The organism is Streptomyces sp. H51, from assembly GCF_035656535.1.
In the GTDB taxonomy this organism is placed as follows: domain Bacteria; phylum Actinomycetota; class Actinomycetes; order Streptomycetales; family Streptomycetaceae; genus Streptomyces.
In genome coordinates, this window is the sequence record NZ_JAYMHD010000065.1 from 40,209 (window position 1) to 54,915 (window position 14,707).

Here is a 14,707-nt window from a genome sequence, read left to right on the forward strand (position 1 = left end):
GAAGCACCGAGGCCCGAACGGCTCGGGGTGTCTACGCTGGGTGGTGTTATCGGGCAGTCGCGCCGTCGGGACAACCGGCGGCCTTACCAGCCGAGGAATCCCGTGAGTGACACCCCATTCGGATTCGGCCTTCCGCCGGAGGAGCCGGAAGACGGCGACGAGGGCAAGAAGAAGGACCAGGAGAGCGGCGGTGGTCAGGGCCCGGCCAACCCGTTCGGTTTCGGGCTGCCCGGCGCCGGGGGCTTCGGCGGCCCCGGTGGCCCCGGTGGCCCCGGTGCGGACAATCCGCTCGCTGCCATGTTCGGTTCGCTGAACCCCACCGACCTGGGCGCCGCCTTCCAGCAGCTGGGCCAGATGCTCTCCTACGAGGGCGGCCCGGTGAACTGGGACATGGCCAAGCAGATCGCCCGCCAGACCGTCTCCCAGGGCGCGGCGGACGGTTCGAAGGACTCCAGCATCGGTCCCGCCGAGCGCACCGCGGTCCAGGAGGCCGTCCGGCTGGCCGACCTGTGGCTCGACGACGTCACCTCGCTGCCCTCGGGCGCCGGCTCCGCGGTGGCCTGGTCCCGCGCGGAGTGGGTGGAGGCCACGCTGCCCGCCTGGCAGGAGCTCGTCGACCCGGTCGCCGAGCGCGTCGGCGCGGCGATGGGCGACGTCCTGCCGGAGGAGATGCAGGCCATGGCCGGCCCGCTGATCGGCATGATGCGCTCCATGGGCGGCGCGATGTTCGGCACCCAGATCGGGCAGGCCGTCGGGGTGCTCGCGGGCGAGGTCGTCGGCTCCACCGACATCGGTCTCCCGCTCGGCCCGGTCGGCAAGGCCGCGCTGCTGCCGGTGAACATCGAGGCGTTCGGCAAGGACCTGGGCGTGCCGAAGGAGGAGGTGCGCCTGTACCTGGCCCTGCGCGAGGCCGCCCACCAGCGTCTCTTCGCCCATGTGCCGTGGCTGCGTTCGCACCTCTTCGGCGCCGTCGACGGGTACGCGCGCGGGATCAAGGTCGACACCGCGAAGCTGGAGGACGTGGTCGGTCAGTTCGACCCGCAGAACCCCGAGCAGTTGCAGGACGCGCTGCAGCAGGGCATGTTCCAGCCGGAGGACACGCCGGAGCAGAAGGCCGCCCTGGCCCGTCTGGAGACGGCGCTGGCCCTCGTCGAGGGCTGGGTCGACGCGGTGGTCCACGCGGCCGCGAAGCCGCGTCTGGCGTCCGCGGACGCGCTGCGCGAGACCCTGCGCCGCCGCCGTGCCTCCGGCGGTCCCGCCGAGCAGACGTTCGCCACGCTGATCGGTCTGGAACTGCGCCCCCGCCGTCTGCGTGACGCCTCCCGCCTGTGGGCCTCGCTCACGGACGCGCGCGGCGTGGACGGCCGCGACGGACTGTGGGCCCATCCCGACATGCTGCCGACGGCCTCCGACCTGGACGACCCGGACGGCTTCGTGCACCGGGAGCAGATCGACTTCTCCGAGCTCGACAAGATGCTCGGCGAGGCGGCGGAGAAGCCCGACCTGCACAAGCCCGACCTGCACAAGAAGGGCGACGCGGGCGACACGGAGGACGACGGCACCGAGTGAGCCTGTACGACGACGCGGTCCTCGTCCTGAAGGGGTACGAGGGCCAGGGAGAGCTGCGCCAGGCCTACCTCGACCACCTCGCGGCGCATTCCGACGGCGTGTGGAAGGCCTGCACGGCGGGGCACGTCACGGCGAGCGCCCTGGTGGTCGACCCGTCACGCGGCCGGGTGCTGCTGACGCTGCACAGGAAGCTGCGGATGTGGCTGCAGACGGGCGGTCACTGCGAGCCGGCGGACACCTCGCTGGAGGCGGCGGCGCTGCGCGAGGCCACGGAGGAGTCGGGCATCGCGGGGCTGACGCCGCTGCCGGGCGGCCCGGTGCGCCTGGACCGGCACCCGATCCCGCCACCGTGCCACTGCCACTACGACGTCCAGTACGCGGTGCTGGCGCCCGCGGACGCGCGGCACACCGTCAGCGAAGAGTCGCTGGACGTGCGCTGGTTCGCCTACGACGACGTGGCGGGCGTGGCCGACGCCTCGGTCCTGCGCCTGCTGGAGGCCACGCTCGCGAGGCTGTGACGGGTGCGGGGGGCTGACGAGGTGAGGGGGTGGCCGCCGGTGGCGGTCACCCCCTCACCCGCCCTGACCACGGTCAGCTCCAGGCGTTGCCCTGGTTCTGGTTGCGCACGCCGTGCTGTCCCATGCCGTACTGGGCGGCGATGCCCTGGCCGATCTGGGCGTTCTGCGGCGGCAGCAGTTCGCTGGGCTGGACGAGCGCGAAGCCGGAGCCCATGAAGCTGAGCTCCCAGCCCTCACCGGTGTTGCCCCGGCGGCGGAACACCCCGGAGGAGTGCGTCTGCGCCTGCATCTGCACCCGCAGGCTCGTCGACCAGGCGACGATGGCGTCGGCGTCGCAGTTGACGTACTTGTCCGGCGTGACCTGCATCAGCAGGGGCGCGCCCGAAGTCATCAGGGCGACCTTGCCGCGGCCGGTGATGTTGAGCTGGTACTTGCCGGAACCGGAGATGCCGTACTGGCTGTCGACGGCGATGACCTCGTGGTGCAACGAGGAGTCCATCGCCAGCACATAGCTGCTGTCGACGGTCAGCCCGTCCTGCTCCACCTCCATCAGGTGGACGTACTGGGCGAGGTTGGCGAGGTAGACCGTGCCCTGACCGTGGCAGCGCATCAGGTCCAGACCCTCGCCGGTGCGCGCACGCGCGCGTGCCTGCTGGTTGCTCCGGTACTCCGCGTCGAACTCGACGAGGCCCTGGTAGGCGACCATCGTGCCCTTGCGGGCGAGGACGTCGTCCTGGCCTTCCAGGGTGACGCGCAGCATCTGGTTGTTCTGCAGGCTCCAGCGGTCCTGGGTCTGCGAGTCGTTGTAGGCGAAAAGCGAGCTCTGCATGGTTGTTCTGGCTCCCCCTCAGCCCCGGAACCGGAGACGGTCGGTGCTGTCCTCGCTGGGCTGGACGACGACGATGCCCTGACCGGAGAAGGCCATCTGGTAGGCCTCGCCGCTGCCGCGGCCGATCAGCGACTGCGCCTTGAAGCTGCGCTTGCCCTTCACCTTGAGGTTCGGGGACCAGGCGACGAGCGCGTCGGGGTCGACGTACGTCTCGTCCTCGCCACCGCCGCAGTCGACGACGATCGGCTTGCCCCGGGAGGTCAGCGCCACCCAGCCCTGCCCCGAGATCTTGGTGTTCCACAGGCCCTGACCGGCGAACTTCGCCAGGCCCTTGACCCGCTCCACGCCCCACTGCAGGTGCGCGTCGAAGGCGAGCAGGTTCGTGGCGTTGACGGAGATCCCGTCGCCGTTGAGGTTGATGACGACGACGTCGGCGCCGTAGTCGGCGAGGTAGAGCAGGCCGTCGCCGGAGCACTTCATCAGCGGCGCGCCCTCGCCGGTGACCCAGTCGCGGGCGATCTGCCGCACGGCCGGCGGGTTGGGCTCGTACTGGATGAAGCCTTCGTAGGCGACCATCGACCCCACGCGCGCGAGGAGGTCGTTCCCGGTCTGCATGGCGACCTTCAGCATGTGGTTGCCGTGGTTCTCCATGCGGGCCGTGACGGGTGCGGGAGCGTAGCCCGCGAGCGGCTGGTTCATGACGGGCTCTCCCTCAGATCTCGTACGGCTGGACGACGACGAAGTTGCCGGGCGCGGCCCGGAACTGGAGGTTGACGCTCTCTCCGGTGGCCCCGGGGTAGGCGTTGCGGCGCATCCGGACCTGGCTGGAGACGATCACCTGGGCGGCCGCCGACCACGCGACGACGGCGTTGGCGTCGGCGAAGGTGGTGGGCGTGACGGGGAGCACGACCGGCGTGCCGTGCGTCTTGACGACGATCGTGCCGGTGCCCTGGAACTGCATCGTGAACAGCGCGCCGCCGGGGATGCCGTGGCCCTCGATGCGGCGTACCTCGTACTGGAGGCTCTCGTCGAAGGCGAGGACGTTCTCGGCGGAGACGCAGATGGCGTCGCCCTGGAGCTCGACCGGGTGCAGGTGGGTGGAGTCCTCGGCGAGGAAGACCTGGCCCTGGCCGGTGCAGCGCATCAGCTGCATCTCCTGGCCGGTCGCGTTGCCGACGAGCCGGCCGGCGAAGCCCGCGCCCTTGTAACTGAAGTCGACCTTGCCCTGGTAGAGCACCATGCTGCCCTGCCGGGCCAGCACCGGCTGCCCGCCGATGCCGAGGTCGACGCGGATGAGCTTCTGGTTCTGCTGCGTCCAGCGCTGCCCGGTCGGCGTCTCCTTGTACTGCGACAGGGCGGCGGTCACACCTGGGGCCTGCGGCACGCCCTGCGGAGCACCGTAGGGCGCCTGCGGGCCCGGCGCCTGGCCGAACGGGGGCTGCTGGCCGTAGCCCGGAGGCTGCGGCGGCTGGCCGTAGCCGGGCGGCGGGGTGGGCGCCTGCGGAGCGTGCGGTGCCTGGGGCATCGGGGGCTGGCCGTAGCCGGGCGGCGGCGGTGGTGCGGCCGGTCCGGGAGCCGGGGGCTGGCCGTACGGCTGCTGGTGCGGCGGCTGGCCGTAGGGAGCGGGCGCCGGGGGCGGGACCGGGGAGCCGCCCGGCGGGGTGAGGGGCCCGACGATGGTGGGCGCCGCGTGCACCGACGGCATCGGCGCCGGGGCCGGGGCCGGGGGCGGAGTGGAACCCGGGGGCGGCGGCGCGAAGCCCTGGGCGGCGGGCGCGGGCGCCGGGGCCGGGGCGGGCGCCGGGGCCGACGGGGCGGCGAATGCGGGCGGTGCGAAGCTCGGGGCGGCGGCGGCCTGCGGCTGCTGCGGGGCCGCGGGAGCGGCGGGAGCCGCGGGAGCCGCGGGGGCCTCCTCCTCCAGCACCTCGCCGCCGAAGTTCTTCAGCAGCGCCTCCAGGCCGCCGTCGAAGCCCTGCCCGACGGCGGCGAACCGCCACACGTCCTTCAGGTAGAGGTCGCCCAGCATCACGGCGCGTTCGGTGGAGAACTCGGAGCCGTTGAAGGAGTACCGGGCCACCTCCTCGCCGCCCGCGACGATGCGGATGTATCCGGGGCCGATCTGCGACATCTGCCCGGCGCCGTCGATCGTCGCGGTGAAGGACAGCTTCTGGATCTGCTGCGGGATCCTGTCGAGGGTGACCCGGAAGGACTCCGTGTCGCCCGCTTGGGCGCCCAGGAGCTGGATGGACTCCTCGGGGGACTTGGGCTGGTTGAAGAAGATGAAGTAACGGTCGTCGGAGAGCCGTTCGCCGGCGTCGAGACCGAAGCAGCTGATGTCGAAGACCAGCCCCGGGGCGGCGATCTGCACGCCTACGTACAGATCGGTGCCCGCGGTGAGGTCACTGATCCTGGCCTTGTGGCCGCGTTGGAATTCCCTGGCCATGCGTAACGACCGTCCCCCATCCCGAATGCGAGTGCGTCGCGCCAGGCTAACGGCAAACTCGGACATCGGAGGAGGTCGGTACACACCCGGTACACAACCGCAGCACCCCCGCCGAGGTACCCGTGACGGCCGTCACTCCCCGTGATCGCCCGGCGGGTGCGGCAGCCGGCCGGCGGCGGCCACCCCTTCGAGGTAGCCGCGGGCCCGCTCGGTGCGCGGATACGCCTCCAGCAGCCGCCAGAAGCGCGGCCCGTGCCCCGGCACCAGCAGATGAGCCAGCTCGTGGACGAGGACGTAGTCGAGGACGTACTCGGGCATGCCCTGCAGCCGGTGGGAGAGGCGGATACTGCCCTCGGCCGGGGTGCACGAGCCCCAGCGGGTGTTCTGGTTGGTCACCCAGCGCACCGACGCGGGCCGTGCCCGCCCGCCGAGGTACTGCTCCGACAGTCGTGCGGCGCGCTCGGCCAGCGCGTCGTCGCCGAGGACCCGCTTGCTCTCCTGCGCGGCCAGTTTGTCGAGCATGACGCTCACCCAGCGCTGCTCCTCCGCCTCGGACATCCGGGCGGGGATGAGCACGACGGTGCGATCGCCCTCGCGGTACGCGGAGACCGTTCTGCGGCGACGGTCGCTCCTGCGGACCTCGATCGCGCTCGCCCCCGAGCCGTTCGGCGGCTGGCTCGTCGTGCTGCGCTGTGGTGTTCCGGCGCGGTGCAGTGGGTCGGCGGGCACGCCCTGACGGTACCCGCTGCGCGCGGGGGAAGTCCTGACTCCGCGACGGTTCGCTGCCGACACCCACCGAGCGTCTGATTCGTACGACGAATACCCACCGCCTGTGGACAACTTTCGGCACCCGCCGGCCAGGCCGGGCATGCTGGCTCTCGCCGGTGGAGCCCGGTCGGCCACCACCGACCGGGCTCCACCGGCGGACGGGAATGTTCTGGATGTTCTTCGAGGGCTACGGGGGCCTGTCATGCAGCTGACCGACGGAAGGGATCCGACGCGGCGGAGGACGCCGATGACCGCGATGACCTCGGTGGAGGCGGTGGGGGCGGTGGGGGCGGTCGGGGCGACGGCTGCGGTGGACGAGATGGACGAGATGGACGCGGTGGACGCGACGGAGGCGCTCGGCTCTCCCCCTGAGCCGGCTTCCCTGGTACCTCTCGTGAAACCCGCGCTCAGGCGCGGCTGGCGCGATCTGAACACCGTGCAGTTCGGGATGACCCCGGCACACGCGATGACGCTGGGCCCGATGGACACGGCGACGGGCAGCTTCCTCGACCTCCTCGACGGCACCCGCGGCATGCCGCTCCTGCGCGAGGAGGGCCGCCGCATGGACCTGCCCGACGGCCACGTCGACGCCCTGGTGGACCGGCTGTCACGAGCCGGCCTCCTGGACGACGCCAAGGGAGGCGGCCCCGCCGCCGACGTCCTGCGCGCCAGTAAGCCGGTCCTCGACCGGCTGCGCCCGGACCTGGCGTCGATGTCCCTGGTCACCTCCGCTCCCGGCGACGCGATCGGACGCGTGGCCGCCCGCGGCTCACTGCGGGTGCAGGTCCGGGGCGCCGGCCGGGTCGGTGCGCTCATCGCCTGCCTGCTGGCGGGCGCGGGCATCGGCGAGGTCGACGTGCGGGACACCGGCCGGGTCGAACCGTGGGACGTCGCTCCGGGCGGGCTGCCCGCCGACTCCATCGGCGACCGAAGGGACGAGGCGGCGCGGCAGGCGGTACGCCGGTGCGCGCCCGGCCGCCCGCGCCGCGGCCGCCCCTCCCCCACCGGCTCCGGCGAGCCCGGCTTCTCCCTGGTGATCCTGGCGCCGCGGGACGACGTCGCCGTCCACGCGCCCGACCCGGCCACCGCCGACCCTCTCGTCTCCTCGGGCACACCGCACCTGTACGCCGGTGTGGTGGAAGGGACCGGTGTCGTGGGGCCCCTCGTGCTTCCCGGTGAGACCGCCTGCGCCGGCTGCCTGGACCAGCGGCGCGCGGACCGGGACCCGGTCTGGCCCCGGCTGGTCGCGCAGTGGCGCTCGGGACCGGGGCGCTCCCGGCAGGTGCGGCCCTGTGACCTGACACTGGCGTCATCGGTCGCCGGCCTCGCGGCCGCGCACGCCCTCGCCTTCCTCACCGGCCGGGTCCCGTCCAGCGCCGACGTACGCTGGGAGGTCTCCCTGACCGACCTGAGCTGGCACGGACGGCGGATCCGGGCGCACCCGGCATGCCGGTGCGGGGCCGCGCAGAAAGGTAAGGGAGAACACATCTCCAAGGACGAGGAGTCTCACGAGACAATGGCGGGGCAACGGTCGTCGGAGGAGTCACGCCGTGAGGCGGACGCGGCGCGGCCGGCTGGGACTTGGAGGGCGCATGTCTGATCTTCCCCGCAAGGCGGTCACCCGGACCGCCAAGCTCGCCGCGCTCCCGCTCGGCTTCGCCGGGCGGGCGACCTGGGGACTCGGTAAGCGGATAGTCGGCGAGTCCGCCGAGCTGGTCGGCCGCGAGCTGCAGCAGCGCACCGCCGAGCAGCTGTTCAAGGTGCTCGGCGAGCTGAAGGGCGGCGCGATGAAGTTCGGCCAGGCGCTGTCCGTGTTCGAGTCCGCGCTGCCCGAGGAGGTCGCCGGCCCCTACCGGGCGGCGCTGACGAAGCTGCAGGAGGCCGCGCCCCCGATGCCGACCCGCACCGTGCACACGGTGCTCGACGAACGTCTCGGTGAGAACTGGCGCGACCTGTTCCAGGAGTTCGAGGACAAGCCCTCCGCCGCCGCCTCGATCGGGCAGGTGCACCGGGCGGTGTGGCACGACGGCCGCGAGGTGGCGGTCAAGGTGCAGTACCCGGGCGCGGGAGAGGCCCTGCTGTCCGACCTGAACCAGCTGAGCCGTTTCGCCCGTCTCCTGGGCCCCCTCGTCCCCGGTATGGACATCAAGCCGCTGATCACGGAACTCAGGGACCGTGTCTCGGAGGAGCTGGACTACGGCCTGGAGTCCCAGGCGCAGCAGGTCCACGCCGTCGAGTTCGCGGACGACCCGGACGTCGTGGTCCCCGGCGTGGTCCACCAGTCCGAACAGGTACTGATCACCGAATGGATCGACGGCATCCCGCTGTCGGAGATCATCTCGGAGGGCACCCAGGAACAACGCGACCGCGCCGGCCAGCTCCTGGCCCGCTTCCTGTTCTCGGGTCCGGCGCGCACCGGTCTTCTGCACGCCGACCCGCATCCGGGCAACTTCCGCCTGCTGCCCGGCGATCCCTCCGGCGAGGGCGACTGGCGACTGGGCGTCCTGGACTTCGGCACGGTCGACCGTCTCCCGGGCGGCCTGCCGACGCCGATCGGGGACTCCCTGCGTATGACCCTCGACGGCGAGGCGGAGGCCGTCTACGAACTGCTCTGCGCGGAGGGTTTCGTCAAGGACTCGATAGAGCTGGACCCCGCGGCCGTCCTCGACTACCTCCTGCCGATCATCGAACCCGCCCGGGTCGACGAGTTCACCTTCACCCGCGGCTGGATGCGCAGCCAGGCGGCCCGCATCGCGGACCCCCGCTCCCCCGCCCACCAGCTCGGCAAGCAGCTCAACCTGCCCCCGGCCTATCTCCTGATCCACCGGGTGACGCTCAGCACGATCGGCGTCCTGTGTCAGCTGGGGTCGACCGTGCGGCTGCGGGACGAGCTGGAGGAATGGCTGCCGGGATTCCTGCCCGACGACGACCTGGACGAGGAGGAGGCGGCTGCGGAGGCGTGAAGCCACGGCCCGGAACGCCAGGAGTCCTGATCCCGGCAGCCCGGTTCCGGCCTCCCCGGCCCTGGCCTGCACGGTCCTGGCCTGCACGGTCCTGGCCTGCACGGTCCTGGTCTCCCCGGTTCTGGTGTTCCCGGCTCACCACCAGGCGGAGTCCAGCCTGCCTTCGATGGCTCTGAGGTTCTCCCGGGAGCAGGCGTCGCAGATGTACTGGCGGACGCCGTTCTCCAGCGAGCACGTCCAGGTGAGCTGCGGGGCGTCGGCCCGAGTGCCACAGCGGGCGCACACCAGGTCACCCGGCTCCTCAGGGGAGTCCGCGCCAGGGGAGCCGTCGTCGTCACTGCCTCCGGAAGGACTCGTCACCCGGCGACGATAACGCCGCCGTCGGCGTACCGGATACCGCGGACACAGCACCGCGGGGGCCGGTCCGTCCGAACGGACCGGCCCCCGCGGGGAACTCCCGCATCTCCGGGCGCGGAGGCAAGCTTCAGACGAGGCGGGTCACTGCATGACCGCCATGGCGAGCGCCCGGCGGGCGCGCAGCGAGGCGCGCTCGGCCCGGCGCTGCATCCGGCGGGCGGCCGCCAGGCGCACGGCCCGGCGTTCCCGCTCCGCCTCGTCCAGCCGGTCGTGCATATGCGCACGAGCCAGGGCTTCTTGGATGAGTTGCATCTCTCGGGTCCTGTTCTGACGCGAGTCGGTCGCGCCGGTGGTGGTGAAATCTTCGATCGCGGAGCCTGCGGGCTCGGTGGTGGACGGCTTCATCGGGGCCTGCTTCTTGGGGTCGTGCGTGAGGGGATGGTCGATCGTTCCTGTGGTGTTCATGCCGTGACCGGGTTCTTGCGCGGGCGGCCACGCGGCCGCTTCCGGGCGACGACGACACCCTGCACGAACAGCTCGCCACCCCAGACGCCCCAGGGCTCACGCCGCTCTTTGGCGCCGGCGAGGCAGGCCTCGATCAGCGGGCAGGTGCGGCAGAGGGACTTGGCGTACTCGACGTCCGCCGGCGACTCGGCGAAGAAGACCTCCGGGTCGTAGGAACGGCAGGGGACGGGTACGCCGAGGTTCTCGATGGCGTCGTCGAGCGCGGTGAGCGCGGTGAGCGGGGTCAAGGCGGAGTCCTCCGTGAGGCCGGGCGGGGGGATCGTTTCGGAAGGCGGTACGGACGGGGCGTGCGCTTCGAGTTGCACGGTTCGTCTTCCTCGTCTGGTCGTTCCGGCCCTGTTGGGCCGGGTGGCGGCTGGTACCGGGTTCTTTTCTTGTCCCGAGGCCCCTTCGGCTCCGTCGTCCCGCTTGAGGGAAAACAGAAGGGCCGCGGATCCCGGGTGGGGTTCCGCGGCCCTGAAGGCGCCGGCCTGATCGGCGATCAGGCTGGATCACTCCAGGGTTCTGGCCCACGGAAGGCCCACATCAGGTGGTGCTGCGTCTGCTTCCGGCTTCCGGCACCGGCTGCCGTAAAGGCATAGGCGTGTGCCTGTGCCGCTACTGCTTCCAGTGCCTTGGTCGGTCGCTCATCGCGCTCACGAACGGGAAGACCCGCGAGAGACACGGAGGACGCCGGACGCACGGCAGGAATGCCGGACAGACCGGTGCCCTGGTCCGAGGCGCCGAGCATGCACAGGGAGGCGACGACCGAGCGATCGGTCAATTTGACGGTGCTGATGGAACCGGCGTTGATGTTGATCACTGGACTCGCCTCCTCTCGGCGTCTCGGGGGACTGGGGGTGATCCAGTCCTACGGATATGCAAGTACATCACGGAATCAGGGCCTACGAGAAGGCCTCCGTCCCCGTGGCTAAGAACCTATGGGGATCGCTGGGGCATGCGCAAACTATTTTTCCGACGAGTTCGAATCAGTCCTCGTCGTCGTCCTCCGCGAGGTCTTGACCGGCGCAGATGGCCAGAACTTCGGCCCCGTAACGGTCCAGCTTGCGTCGGCCGACCCCGGGAATCCGCGCCAGCTCGTACGCGTCGTCGGGCACCGTCTCGGCGATCGCCATCAGCGTCTTGTCGGTGAAGACGCAGAATGCGGGCTGTCCGCTGCGCCGCGCCTGGACGGCACGCCAGCCGCGCAGCCGCTCGTAGAGCCCCTCGTCCATGTCGGAGGGGCAGTCCTCGCAGCGCATCAGCTTCATCTCACCGGCGTCGGTGAGCGTGCGTCCGCACACCCGGCAGCGGGCCGGGGTGCGCTGAGTGCGCCGCGGCACGGCGTCGGCCCTGCGCGTCGTGGAACGCTCGACGCCCGCGGCGACGCCTGCCGCCGAGCGGCCGACGGCGGCCGTGGACCCGGGGCGCAGTCCGTCGAGGAAGCGGCTGGGGCGGCGGTTCGGCCGGCCGCCGGGCGAGCGGGAGAGCGCCCAGGAGACGTACAGGCGCTCCCGGGCGCGGGTGACGCCGACGTAGAGGAGGCGGCGTTCCTCCTCGATCTGCTCGTCGGTCCTGGCGTAGGTGATCGGCATCATGCCCTCGGCGACGCCGACCAGGAAGACGGCGTCCCACTCCAGGCCCTTGGCCGAGTGCAGGGAGGCAAGGGTGACACCCTGCACGGTCGGGGCGTGCTGGGCGCTCATCCGCTCGTCGAGCTCCGCGACGAGGTCGCCGAGGGTGACGCCAGGTCGGGCGGCGGCGAAGTCATGCGCGAGGTTGACGAGGGCGGCCAGGGATTCCCAGCGCTCCCTGACGGCGCCGGACCCGGCCGGTGGCTGCGGCGTCCACCCCTCCCCGGACAGCACGGCACGCACCTGGGAGGGCAGGTCCACGGTGTCGTCGAGGAGGGAGTCGTTGCCGCCGAAGCGGGCCGCGCCCCGCAGGGCGATGCTCGCCTTGCGGACCTCGGGCCGCTCGAAGAACCGCTCGGCACCGCGCAGCTGGTAGGGGATCCCGGCGTCGGCGAGGGCCTGCTCGTAGGTCTCCGACTGGGCGTTCGTGCGGAACAGGACAGCGATCTCGCTGGCGGGAACGCCCGCGTCGAGGAGGTCGCGGATGCGGCGGGCGGCCCCCTCCGCCTCGGCGGGTTCGTCGGTGTACTCGGCGTAGACCGGGTCGGGGCCCGGCCCGCGCTGGGAGACCAGCTCCAGGCGGTGGTCGGCCGCGCGGCCGCGGGCCTGGGCGAGCAGGCCGTTGGCGAGGTGGACCACCTGGGGCGTGGACCGGTAGTCGCGGATCAGCTTGACGACGGTGGCGCCGGGGTGGCGGGTGCGGAAGTCGAGGAGATGGTCGGGGGTCGCCCCGGTGAACGAGTAGATGGTCTGGCTGGCGTCGCCCACCACGCACAGGTCGTTCCGGTCGCCGAGCCACAGTTCCAGCAGGCGCTGCTGGAGGGGGCTGACGTCCTGGTACTCGTCGACGACGAAGTGCTGGTACTGGGAGCGGACCTGCTCGGCGACGTCTTGCCGGTCCTGGAGGATGGCCACGGTCAGCAGCAGGACGTCCTCGAAGTCGATGACGGCCCGCTCCCGTTTGAGGTCCTCGTAGGCGGAGTAGAGCTGGGCGACCTCCGCCGGGTCGCGCGGTACCTCACGGGCGGCCTTGGCGGCGGCGAGCGCGTAGTCGGCGGGGACGGTCTGGGTGACCTTGGACCACTCGATCTCCGCGGTGACGTCCCGCAGCTCACCGCGGTCGAGGCGGACACGGCAGGCGGCGGCCGCGTCGGCGACGAGCTGGATCTTGCGGTCGACGAGCCGGGGCATGGAACCGCCGATCGCTTTCGGCCAGAAGTACTGCAGCTGGCGCAGGGCGGCGGAGTGGAAGGTGCGGGCCTGGACACCGTGCGCGCCGAGCTGGCGCAGCCGGCCTCGCATCTCGCCCGCGGCGCGGTTGGTGAAGGTGACGGCCAGCACGCTGGAGGGCTGCAGGATGCCGGCGCGCACTCCGTAGGCGATGCGGTGGGTGATCGCCCGTGTCTTGCCCGTGCCGGCGCCGGCCAGCACGCACACCGGACCGTGCAGGGCGGTGGCCACCTCGCGCTGCTCGGGGTCGAGCCCGTCGAGCACCGCGTCGGCCGAGTCCGGTACCTGCGGGAAGAGGGTGGAGTGCGTTGCTGCTGTCACACCGCCATGCTGCCAGGTCGCCGGAGACGGGTGAGCCTGTTGTCCACAGGCACGGTCCGACAGTCGTACGAATGCGGCAGGCATCACGTCCGGTGAGGCGCCATGGGCGGGAATGGTCGCCGTTTCACCTACGTTCCACCCCTGCGAGCATTCATCCCCTGCAGCTGAGGAGCACGAGAGACATGCCGGGCACTGTGACGATGTACAGCACCACGTGGTGCGGCTACTGCCGCCGGCTGAAGAGCCAGATGGACCGCGAGGGCATCACGTACAACGAGATCAACATCGAGCACGACCCGGAGTCCGCCGCGTTCGTGGAGAAGGCGAACGGCGGGAACCAGACGGTTCCGACCGTACTCTTCCCGGACGGTTCGACGCTGACGAACCCGTCGCTGGCGCAGGTGAAGCAGAAGATCGGCGCGTAAGGGTTTCGTGCCCTGCGTGGAAGGCGGCTCCCGAGGTGTCTCGGGAGCCGCCTTCTCGTCGGCATGGGCTGCGGCGGACGCGGGTCCTCTCGGCCGAAGGCGAAGCCGAGACCGAAACCGAAGCCGCCATCGACGCCGAAGCGGAAGCCGATCTCGACGCCGGTGTCGGACGTCGTCAGATGAAGCCCCGTGTCGGCAGCGGCTTGCCGTACCAGAGCTCGATCAGGCGGGCCGCGATGGAGATGCCGTACGGCGGGAGGACCTCGCCGGACTCGAACGCCGCGTGGAGTTCCTCGCGGGAGAACCAGCGGGCCTCGTGGATCTCGTCGCCGTCGACGTCGACCTCGGTCGAGGTCGCGCGGGCCATGAAGCCGAGCATCAGGCTGGAGGGGAAGGGCCAGGGCTGGCTGGCCACGTATTCGACCGGGCCGACGGCGATGCCGGCCTCCTCGAACACCTCGCGGCGCACCGCCTGCTCGATGGACTCCCCGGGTTCGACGAAGCCGGCGAGTGTCGAGAAGCGTCCCTCGGGCCAGTGGACCTGACGGCCGAGGAGGATGCGGTCCTCTTCGTCGGTGACGGCCATGATCACCGCCGGGTCGGTGCGCGGGTAGTGCTCGCCGCCGCAGGCCGGGCAGCGGCGGATGTGACCGGCCGCGGCGATGACCGTGCGCTCGCCGCAGCGGGAGCAGAAGCGGTGCGTGCGCTGCCAGTTCTCGAGGCCGACCGCGTGCACCATCAGCCCGGCGTCCCGTGGCGACAGCAGCAGCCCGGCCTCACGCAGGCCCGCCGGCCGGGCTGACTGGTCGATGCGTCCGGGCAGCGAGTCCTTCTGGAGGGCGAAGTAGCTGACGCCTTCGGTGTCGGTGCCCAGGAAGTAGCGGTGCGCCTCGGTGAGGGGGGCCTCGAAAGAGGGGGTCATGACGAGTTCGGTCCGGCCGTCCGGCGTCTCGTCGATCAGGACCTGGCCGCCGGAGACGACGAAGCAGCGCGTCGAGGGGTGGCTCCACGCCGCGGCCAGCCAGGCCTCGTCGAGCCGGTGGTGGGCGGCCCGGTCGATGCCGCTGGGGGCGGTGAGCGAGATGGGTCGGTCGGCGGTGTGGTCGGTCCAGGTGGTCACGGGTGCTAGCAACTCCCCCGATGGAA

The 14,707-nt window shown here is 71.7% G+C and carries 15 protein-coding genes; 5 read left to right on the forward strand and 10 right to left on the reverse strand.

Translation table 11 applies throughout. The features are described 5' to 3' along the window. The first annotated feature begins 102 nt into the window (after positions 1-102). Positions 103-1,569: a zinc-dependent metalloprotease gene (locus tag VKA29_RS21935; RefSeq protein WP_324787606.1), complete on the forward strand. Its 1,467-nt coding sequence runs from the start codon at positions 103-105 to the stop codon at positions 1,567-1,569. Next, entirely contained in the window at positions 1,566-2,087 is a 522-nt protein-coding gene (locus tag VKA29_RS21940) for an NUDIX hydrolase (protein ID WP_324787607.1), read from the forward strand. Before VKA29_RS21935 ends, VKA29_RS21940 begins: the two co-directional genes overlap by 4 nt. 73 nt (positions 2,088-2,160) lie before the next feature. On the opposite strand, the gene VKA29_RS21945 is transcribed toward VKA29_RS21940, so the two are convergent. From VKA29_RS21945 to VKA29_RS21960, 4 genes are all read right to left on the reverse strand, one after another. Further along, complete coding sequence (locus VKA29_RS21945; RefSeq protein ID WP_324787608.1) at positions 2,161-2,916, reverse strand: AIM24 family protein; 756 nt, start codon at positions 2,914-2,916, stop codon at positions 2,161-2,163. Positions 2,917-2,934: 18 nt separating this feature from the next. Next, a complete protein-coding gene (locus VKA29_RS21950; protein WP_324787609.1) occupies positions 2,935-3,615 on the reverse strand; it encodes an AIM24 family protein in 681 nt (226 codons plus the stop codon). A gap of 13 nt (positions 3,616-3,628) precedes the next feature. After that, positions 3,629-5,359: a TerD family protein gene (locus VKA29_RS21955; RefSeq protein ID WP_324787610.1), complete on the reverse strand. Its 1,731-nt coding sequence runs from the start codon at positions 5,357-5,359 to the stop codon at positions 3,629-3,631. 132 nt (positions 5,360-5,491) lie between these two features. After that, entirely contained in the window at positions 5,492-6,088 is a 597-nt protein-coding gene (locus VKA29_RS21960) for a M48 family metallopeptidase (RefSeq protein WP_324787611.1), read from the reverse strand. A gap of 421 nt (positions 6,089-6,509) precedes the next feature. On the opposite strand from VKA29_RS21960, the gene VKA29_RS21965 reads away from it, so the two are divergent. Together VKA29_RS21965 and VKA29_RS21970 are read left to right on the forward strand one after the other, a co-directional pair. Next, entirely contained in the window at positions 6,510-7,727 is a 1,218-nt protein-coding gene (locus VKA29_RS21965) for a TOMM precursor leader peptide-binding protein (RefSeq protein ID WP_324787634.1), read from the forward strand. Then, positions 7,720-9,090 (forward strand): AarF/ABC1/UbiB kinase family protein, encoded by a 1,371-nt coding sequence (locus VKA29_RS21970; RefSeq protein ID WP_324787612.1) that lies wholly within the window; start codon positions 7,720-7,722, stop codon positions 9,088-9,090. Before VKA29_RS21965 ends, VKA29_RS21970 begins: the two co-directional genes overlap by 8 nt. Before the next feature lie 135 nt (positions 9,091-9,225). Here the strand turns inward: VKA29_RS21970 and VKA29_RS21975 are convergent, their stop codons facing one another. The 5 genes from VKA29_RS21975 to VKA29_RS21995 all read right to left on the reverse strand — a co-directional run bounded on the left by VKA29_RS21975 (position 9,226) and on the right by VKA29_RS21995 (position 13,136). Beyond that, the gene (locus VKA29_RS21975) at positions 9,226-9,450 is read right to left on the reverse strand and encodes a hypothetical protein (RefSeq protein WP_324787613.1); all 225 of its coding nucleotides are present in this window, start codon (positions 9,448-9,450) and stop codon (positions 9,226-9,228) included. 138 nt (positions 9,451-9,588) lie between these two features. Further along, entirely contained in the window at positions 9,589-9,912 is a 324-nt protein-coding gene (locus VKA29_RS21980) for a hypothetical protein (RefSeq protein WP_324787614.1), read from the reverse strand. After that, positions 9,909-10,277 (reverse strand): WhiB family transcriptional regulator, encoded by a 369-nt coding sequence (locus VKA29_RS21985; RefSeq protein WP_324787615.1) that lies wholly within the window; start codon positions 10,275-10,277, stop codon positions 9,909-9,911. The genes VKA29_RS21980 and VKA29_RS21985 overlap by 4 nt, the downstream gene beginning before the upstream one ends. 176 nt (positions 10,278-10,453) lie before the next feature. Beyond that, positions 10,454-10,774: a hypothetical protein gene (locus VKA29_RS21990; RefSeq protein ID WP_324787616.1), complete on the reverse strand. Its 321-nt coding sequence runs from the start codon at positions 10,772-10,774 to the stop codon at positions 10,454-10,456. 166 nt (positions 10,775-10,940) lie between these two features. Further along, positions 10,941-13,136 carry an ATP-dependent DNA helicase UvrD2 gene (locus tag VKA29_RS21995; RefSeq protein ID WP_324787617.1) on the reverse strand — a complete coding sequence of 732 codons (2,196 nt, stop codon included), beginning with the start codon at positions 13,134-13,136 and terminating at the stop codon, positions 10,941-10,943. Positions 13,137-13,318: 182 nt separating this feature from the next. Here VKA29_RS21995 and VKA29_RS22000 point away from each other — a divergent pair, with 182 nt between their 5' ends. Continuing rightward, on the forward strand, positions 13,319-13,561 hold the full coding sequence (locus VKA29_RS22000) for a mycoredoxin (protein WP_086758502.1): 243 nt from the start codon (positions 13,319-13,321) through the stop codon (positions 13,559-13,561). A 175-nt stretch (positions 13,562-13,736) separates the two neighbouring features. Here VKA29_RS22000 and nudC read toward each other — a convergent pair whose 3' ends face one another. Beyond that, positions 13,737-14,681, reverse strand: coding sequence for an NAD(+) diphosphatase (gene nudC / locus VKA29_RS22005; RefSeq protein ID WP_324787618.1), 945 nt, complete (start codon positions 14,679-14,681; stop codon positions 13,737-13,739). Positions 14,682-14,707 lie beyond the last annotated feature (26 nt).